This window comes from Parvibaculum sp., assembly GCF_039680535.1.
GTDB lineage: Bacteria > Pseudomonadota > Alphaproteobacteria > Parvibaculales > Parvibaculaceae > Parvibaculum.
Window position 1 is genome coordinate 65,362 of the sequence record NZ_JBDKSS010000003.1, and the last position, 7,057, is coordinate 72,418.

7 protein-coding genes and 1 tRNA gene are annotated in these 7,057 nt (G+C 62.8%); 4 read left to right on the forward strand and 4 right to left on the reverse strand.

Translation table 11 applies throughout. The annotated features are described in order from the left end of the window. The first annotated feature begins 12 nt into the window (after nucleotides 1-12). Both fdxA and ABFC66_RS01075 read left to right on the forward strand, forming a co-directional pair. Nucleotides 13-351: a ferredoxin FdxA gene (gene fdxA / locus ABFC66_RS01070; protein WP_346739104.1), complete on the forward strand. Its 339-nt coding sequence runs from the start codon at nucleotides 13-15 to the stop codon at nucleotides 349-351. 504 nt (nucleotides 352-855) lie between these two features. Next, nucleotides 856-1,947 (forward strand): CarD family transcriptional regulator, encoded by a 1,092-nt coding sequence (locus ABFC66_RS01075; RefSeq protein WP_346739105.1) that lies wholly within the window; start codon nucleotides 856-858, stop codon nucleotides 1,945-1,947. 63 nt (nucleotides 1,948-2,010) lie between these two features. Here ABFC66_RS01075 and ABFC66_RS01080 read toward each other — a convergent pair whose 3' ends face one another. The 3 genes from ABFC66_RS01080 to ABFC66_RS01090 are packed head-to-tail and all read right to left on the reverse strand — an operon-like array spanning nucleotide 2,011 to nucleotide 4,956. Continuing rightward, nucleotides 2,011-3,498, reverse strand: a complete 1,488-nt coding sequence (locus ABFC66_RS01080) for a M48 family metalloprotease (protein ID WP_346739106.1) — start codon at nucleotides 3,496-3,498, stop codon at nucleotides 2,011-2,013. After that, nucleotides 3,467-4,312 carry a thermonuclease family protein gene (locus tag ABFC66_RS01085; RefSeq protein WP_346739107.1) on the reverse strand — a complete coding sequence of 282 codons (846 nt, stop codon included), beginning with the start codon at nucleotides 4,310-4,312 and terminating at the stop codon, nucleotides 3,467-3,469. Before ABFC66_RS01085 ends, ABFC66_RS01080 begins: the two co-directional genes overlap by 32 nt. Further along, complete coding sequence (locus ABFC66_RS01090) at nucleotides 4,309-4,956, reverse strand: response regulator transcription factor (RefSeq protein ID WP_346739108.1); 648 nt, start codon at nucleotides 4,954-4,956, stop codon at nucleotides 4,309-4,311. The genes ABFC66_RS01085 and ABFC66_RS01090 overlap by 4 nt, the downstream gene beginning before the upstream one ends. A 446-nt stretch (nucleotides 4,957-5,402) precedes the next feature. Between ABFC66_RS01090 and ABFC66_RS01095 the strand changes: the two genes are divergently transcribed. Both ABFC66_RS01095 and ABFC66_RS01100 read left to right on the forward strand, forming a co-directional pair. Beyond that, nucleotides 5,403-5,479 (forward strand) — tRNA-Arg (locus ABFC66_RS01095). A gap of 103 nt (nucleotides 5,480-5,582) precedes the next feature. Continuing rightward, the gene (locus ABFC66_RS01100; protein ID WP_346739109.1) at nucleotides 5,583-6,761 is read left to right on the forward strand and encodes an aminotransferase class V-fold PLP-dependent enzyme; all 1,179 of its coding nucleotides are present in this window, start codon (nucleotides 5,583-5,585) and stop codon (nucleotides 6,759-6,761) included. Between the two features lie 36 nt (nucleotides 6,762-6,797). Here ABFC66_RS01100 and ABFC66_RS01105 read toward each other — a convergent pair. Continuing rightward, nucleotides 6,798-7,057: hypothetical protein (locus tag ABFC66_RS01105; protein WP_346739110.1), on the reverse strand; the 260-nt coding region annotated here is incomplete at its 5' end.

Sequence of the window (7,057 nt, forward strand, 5' to 3'; positions counted from 1 at the left end):
ATGGAGATTGTGATGACCTATGTTGTGACCGATGCCTGCATCCGCTGCAAATACATGGATTGCGTGGAGGTTTGCCCCGTCGACTGCTTCTACGAAGGCAGCAACATGCTGGTCATCCACCCCGACGAATGCATCGACTGCGGCGTCTGCGAACCGGAATGCCCCGCAGAAGCCATCAAGCCGGATACCGAACCGGGCCTCGATCAGTGGCTGGAGGTAAACGCCGAATATGCGGCGAAGTGGCCGAACATCACCGTGAAGCGCGAGGCGCCCGCCGATGCCGACGACTGGCAGGGCGTCGAAGGCAAGTTCGACAAGTTCTTCAGCACCGAGCCCGGCGAGGGCGATTGATCCCGAGTCGAGGCAGCGGTACGCGTCTCACGCACCGCGCCCGGGGTCTACAGCTTTGAGTTGTAAAGGGGGTGGCCGGAAGGTCGGAACCTATCCCCCTGTTTATGCATGGCTTTTGTGACGTTCGCCTTCCCTTTGGGGGAGTTTTATGATATTTTGTCTCATGAAAATGAAATTTCGCGAGACAGAGCGCGAACCGACGAGCCCATCCGCAAACCGACGTTCCTGCCAGTATTCTGGTGAACCAGTGTTCCGGTCGATAACCTGATCGTTTCGAGATCAGAATGACTTATGGACGGCCGCAGGCTGCGTTTTGCCCCGGTCGAAGTCCGGGAGCATCGGTGCTTTACGCAAGAGGGTCGAAGGACGGTCAGGTTTCTTGTGGCGTCAGCGACGACATGAGGGCCGCCAAGTCGGTTTTCTCGAAGGTGTCTGATCTCTGTGTCGTGAACGGGACCACCCCGGCCGGAACCTCCGGACGGCTCGTTGGGTTAGGAAAAGCCGATGACGACCAAAGCGAAGACGACTGCCAAGTCGACAGCAGCGAAGGCCAAGTCTCCCGCCGCCAAGGCGAAGCCTGCCAAGGCTGCCGCTCCTAAAGCCGCGCCCGCCAAGGCAGCGGCCAAACCCGCTGCAGCGAAAGCCGCCAAACCCGCCGCCAAACCCGCCACGAAACCGGCTGCCAAAGCTACCGCAAAGCCCGCCGCCAAGACGGCGAAGCCTGCCGCGAAGGCTGCCCCCGCCAAAGCCGCGCCCGCCAAGCCCGCCGCGGGCAAGGCCGCGCCGAAGCCTGCCGAAAAGAAGCCCGCTCCCGCCGCGAAGCTGACTGCCGCTGCTCCCGCCCCCAAGGCGAAGCCCGAAGCGCAGAAGCCCGCCGCCCCGAAGGCCGAGGCGGCAAAGCCGCACAAGCCGGAAGCGCCCGCGCCCGTGGCCAAGGCGGCCCCGAAAGCGCCGGAAAAGGCACCAGAAAAATCTGCGGAAAAAGCCGCCGAGAAGACTGAACCCCGTAAGGAAGAGAAAAAGCCAGTGAGCAAGCCTGCGTTCAAGGCGAAAGAATTCGTTGTTTATCCCGCGCATGGCGTCGGCCAGATCCTCGACATCGAGGAACAGGAGGTTGCCGGCCACAGGCTTGAACTCTTCGTCATCAGCTTCGATAAGGAGAAGATGACGCTGCGTGTTCCGACCAACAAGGCGCAGGCCGTTGGCATGCGCAAGCTCTCCGACGCCGCTGTCGTCGACAACGCCCTCGAGACGCTGCGCGGCCGTGCGCGTATCAAGCGCACCATGTGGAGCCGTCGCGCCCAGGAATACGAAGCCAAGATCAATTCGGGCGACCTGATCTCCATCGCGGAAGTCGTGCGCGATCTTTATCGCTCCGAGCGCCAGCCCGAGCAGTCCTATTCCGAACGTCAGCTCTATGAGGCCGCGCTCGACCGCATGGCGCGCGAAGTGGCCGCCGTCGAGCGGATCGGCGAGGACGCCGCGATCCAGCGCGTCGAAGCTGCCCTGCAGGGTGGTTCGGGCCGCGGCGAGAAGGCGGCAAAGGCCGCCGTCGAGACCGAGTCCGACGATGACGACGAGAACGAAGCGGCGTAACAGGCCCTTCAATGGCGAAATCGAAGAGCCCGGCGAAAGCCGGGCTTTTTGTTGGACGGCAGATTACTCGCTGACGATCTTGACCTTCGCGCCGGGCCTCGGCTCCCCGCCCGCGCGAAGCCCGTTCAACGCCCGAAATCGCTCGGTCCGGAAATCGGAAAGCGCCATCCGTGTGCCGAGCGTCTCCGCCGTCTCATTCAGCGCTACCGTCACGATACGCAGGCGTAGCGGCTTCGCGGCCAGCACCTCGGCCTCGGAGAGGCGGTGAAAGCTCTGAACAAGCTCGCGCAAGGCCCCGTCCTGCCGCGTACCCGCCGCAGGCGGCACGCCCATCAGGAAACGATAAACCGTGTCCGGCGCCGCCTCGACCGCAACGAGACGCACATTGTATTTGCCGGATCGCGCCTTCGCCTCCGCCGCCTTCATGCCATTGAGCGTGTAGCGGTCGATCTTCGAAAGATCGACGCCCGACGCCCATTCGGAACTCATATAGGTGCCGATTTCGACAGCAGGGCCCTTCTTCGCCATGTCGAACTTCACGATGGTCTCGTCCGGCCCCTGTGCGATCACGGCCTTCATCGCATTGGTAAGCACGTAGTTCGGTGGCGCCGTGAAGCCGATGCGCAGACCCGGGTGCACGAAGCGGCGACCGCGCACCATTCCCTGCTCCGGCGCGTCGCCATAAATCAGGCCATCCACCGCCGTGAAAAGCGCGTCGCGGTTGCGTTCTCCCGCGCCCGCAGCCACGCCTGTCTCCCCGGCATGCTCGCGCGCCGCCTTCACGCGATCAGGCGTCGCCGGATGGCTCGCGAGCCAATCCGATGATCTCTGGTCGCGCTTGCGATGCTGGATGCGGTCGTTGAGCGCCTGCTCACCCGCCATAGCCTCAAGGAAGTCCGCTTCGGCCTGCGGGTCGTAACCCGCTTGCGCGAGATAGCGCACGCCCAGCGCGTCGGCCTCATACTCCTGATCGCGCGAATAGTCTGCGAGCAGCCCCTGCCCGCCCAGACCCGCCGCCTGGCCGACGGCGGACGAGCCCACCACCGCGCCCAGCACAGCCCCCACCACCGAGGCGCCGAGAGCCGCGGTCTGGCGCTGTGCGCCGTGCCGCGCAATGACATGACCGATCTCATGGCCGATAACGCCCGCAAGCTCCGCCTCGTCGTCGACAAGCGCCAGCAGCCCGCGCGTCACATAGACATAACCGCCCGGCAGGGCGAAGGCATTGACGATCGGACTGTTGAGTATCGTGACGCGATATGTGGTGCCATTGCTCCCCGCGCCCTTTGCGATCCGCGCCGTGACCCCGGCCACATAGGCGCCCAGCCGCGGATCGTCATAGACGCCGCCATAGGCCTCGATGATTTTCGGATGAGCCTCCGCGCCTTCACGCGCTTCGTCTTCGGCGGACATGAGCGGCGCGAGTTGCACCTTGCCGGTCGCGGGATTGGTCGTGCAGCCCGCAAGCGCCGCAACGAGCGCGACTGAAATCGAGACCCGCCGCAACCGGCGTAGCGCCTCAATGACTCGACTGGCGCTCTCGTCCGTCACCTTTCGCCGCTTCCCTGCCATGCTCCGGAAACTCGATCTGCTCAGGATGCGTTGCCGCAATTTCGGGTCCGTTGAAGCTGCCGATGAAGCCGCGCACACGCATGGTTTGACCAACAAGCGATTTCGGCTGATCGGGAATCGACGTCCAGACGCCGTTCTGGAAAAGCTTAGCGGCGGCCGGCGCGACTGTCACCGTGAAGTCGGTGCGCCGATCGTCGCCAAAATTCACATAGAGCCGTCCGCGCAGAAAGGCCGCATCGGCAACAATGCCTTCAACGATGGCGAAGCGGCCTTCCGCGCGGCGAAGGCGCGTCAGGTCCGTCGCTGCAATGACGGCAAAATAGGGATCGCGCCAAAGTCCACGATGCGCCGCACGTGCCTCCGCCTCAAGCGCGAGAAGTTCATCGGTACATATGCGATTGTCCGGCGAACTCATGACGCGGGCGAGGCCGTCCGCAACGAGCCGCGCCTGCAGCGTTCGTCCATCGGCGAGCAACGGAAAGATCGTGGGCCGGCCATAGCGATCTTCGCGCGCCTTGCCATAAGCGATATGCGCGCCGCCGCGCAGAAGGTCCGCAACAAGAGCGCGCGCCTCATCCGCATATTGGCCACGCCCTTCGCCGGGCTTGGGGACATTGATGCCCGCAAGAACCGCCTCGCGCCCGTCGGCAAGCACAAGGCTTTGTCCGTCGAGCACCTCGCGCACCGTCAGCCGGTCGCCCGGCTTGAGATTGCAGGCCGCTCCCTCACCCACGACGAGGCCAACGAGACCTGCGATCGCCGCGAGGAAGGCGCAAAGCCGGGCGAAACTCATTCGCTGGTGACAGAGGCCATGGTGCGTTGCCAGAGGAGCGCCGCTTCCGTCCGGTTACGCACGCCGAGCGTCTGAAGCACCGCGTTGACGTGCAGCTTCGCCGTGGCGACGGAAATGCCGAGGACCTGCGCGATCTCCTGATTGGAGCGCCCCTTGCCCATCTCCTCCCAAACCTCCCGCTGGCGTGGGGTGAGCTTGTCGATATTGTTGCCGCGAAAAGCCTCCGGCGCTTCGGCAAAGCCGCCCGGCCGGGAACTGAGCACGCTGTCCGGCACATAGCGCCCGCCCATCTGGACGAGTTGCAAGGCGCTCAGCGCAAGATTGGTCGGCAGGCTTTTCGGGATGAAGCCCTTGACGCCGAATTCCATGATTTCACGCACGAAGTTGGGCGTATCGCGATCGCTGAAAACAACGAGCCTCGCAAGCGGCAGGCTCGCGATCCTCTGAACCGCGGCTAGCGCTTCCGGATTGACCGAGGCGGCATTCAACTCCGCCAGAATGAGGTCGTAGCCACTCGCATCTGCCTGCGCCAGCGCGTCCGGTCCCACCGAGACAGTGACCATTGGCTGCGCCTCAATCCGCGCGGCAATTGCGCCAAGCCCTTCGCAATAGATCGGCTGCGTTCCGACGATCAGAACCTTCATCGCCTATGCTCCCCCCTCAGTGCGCCGACCTCCGCGCAGATGCGCGGGGCCCAATCCAGCCGGCTCAACCAGCGCGTGTGCACGTTCGCACACACAACTGACGACAACTTGTGGGCGTATATCCTTGTCGTTTTGGCTCAGTTTCGGCGTCCGGTAAAGAGCGCCGGGATCAAAAATCAATCGCATGGACAGGACCCTTCGATGAGGGCCCTGACATATCGGTCTACATGAACCGGTCAGGCGCCTCGTCTGCATAGGCCTTACGCAATAAGAGGGCCGCGAAATCCGTGCCGATTCGCTACAAAATGGCTCTCATCCGGGCCATTGCAGCACGGCGAACCGGGATGCATAGCGGTCGGACAGGCCAAAAGGAGAGATTGTTGCGGCGCGCAAAAGCCTGACGTAGGGTGCGGCCTCGCTGCCGCTTCGCCGGCATATAGCCTTCGGGCCCCGTAGCTCAGCTGGATAGAGCACCAGATTCCTAATCTGGGGGTCACAGGTTCGAATCCTGTCGGGGTCACCATCCAGCCCAGTGTCGCAGAACCATAGCGGATTTCCCTAGGTCGCATGGGCGGGGAAGGTCCATGTAGACTCGTGCCACCGACAACGAAATCAGTGGCTGCATCATGACGACCCCGAAACTCGACATCGATCGCCTCAACGCCTTCGCGCAGCAGATGGTGGAGGACAAGAAGACGGCGGTGGGATTTCCCTGCAATCAGAACGTCAAGCTCGCGGACTTCTACCACTGGTATGCGGTTTCAGGTCTCGCCGATGTCGCGATGAACAATGTCGGCAACCCGCGCAAGCCGAGCCTCTATTCGCTCAACACACATGAGTTCGAGAACGAGGTCATCGATTTCTTTGCCCCGCTCTATGGATTTCCCGCCGGCGAGGCCTGGGGCATCGTGACCAATGGCGGCACGGACGGAAACAATCACGGCATCTATTTCGGCGTCAACGTGCTGCGCGCGCAGAGCAAGCTCAGGCCCATCCTCTATGTCTCGGAGGAAGCGCACTACTCGATCAAGAAGCTGGGCGACTTGCAGGACCTCGACATGCAGCTCGTTCCGGCCAATGTCCGGGGCGAGATGGAAGTCGATGCGCTGGAACAGGCGCTGGACCCGAGCCGCCCGGCCCTTGTCGTGATCGCCATGGGGTCGACCTTCAAAGGCGGTATAGACGATCAGGACGCGATCGACGCCGTGCTGGCGCGAAAGAAGCCCGTGGCGCTCTACCGCCATGTCGATGCGGCGCTCTTCGGCGGCTATCTGCCCTTCACCGAACATGCCCATCTCGTCGATCGCCGCCTGCGCAAGTTCGATTCCATCGCCGTCAGCGGACACAAGTTTTTCGGCTTCGACGAGCCGCTGGGGCTGTTCATCACCACGAACAAAGTGCTGAACACGCAGAACCCGTTTCATGTCGCCTATCTGAACGACGCCGTTCCGACGATCACCTGCTCCAGATCCGCGCTCGCTCCATTGAAGTTCTGGTGGCAGATCCACAAGACCGGCCTCGAGGGATACAGGCATCAGGCGGAACTGATCCTGAAAAACGCGGCCTATCTCAAACAGAGGCTCGACGAGATCGGCTATCCCGCTTGGAAGAACGAATTTTCAAACACCGTCTACTTTCGTCGTCCCGGCGAGCGCGTGATGCGCAAATGGGGACTTGCGCCAACCGAAGACGAACGCCTCGGCGGAAAACTCGCGCATGACGTCGTGATGCGGCATGAGGGCATGCACATGATCGATCATTTCGTCGAGGACATTGTCGAGGATATGAAGCAGGCGCAGGGCTGACCGGCGATCACCTCGGGCCGGAACGGAAATTCGATCTCATACCGTCGCAGCATCAGGCGTGACCGCCGCGAGAAAGGCGTCGATCACCCTGTTCTTGCGGCAATGCTCCTTGAGGGCCGCCACCTTCTCGCGGGCGAGATTCCAGCTTTGTGACCCGAAAGACTCGGATACGCGCTCGACGCAATCGACGATATCGCGGCCCCTTCTGATATCGAACAGATAGGGATAATCGGCGCCGAGATTTGCGACCGCTTCCGCGTCGTCGCGCTGCGCCATCACGACCGCGCCGCAATGCG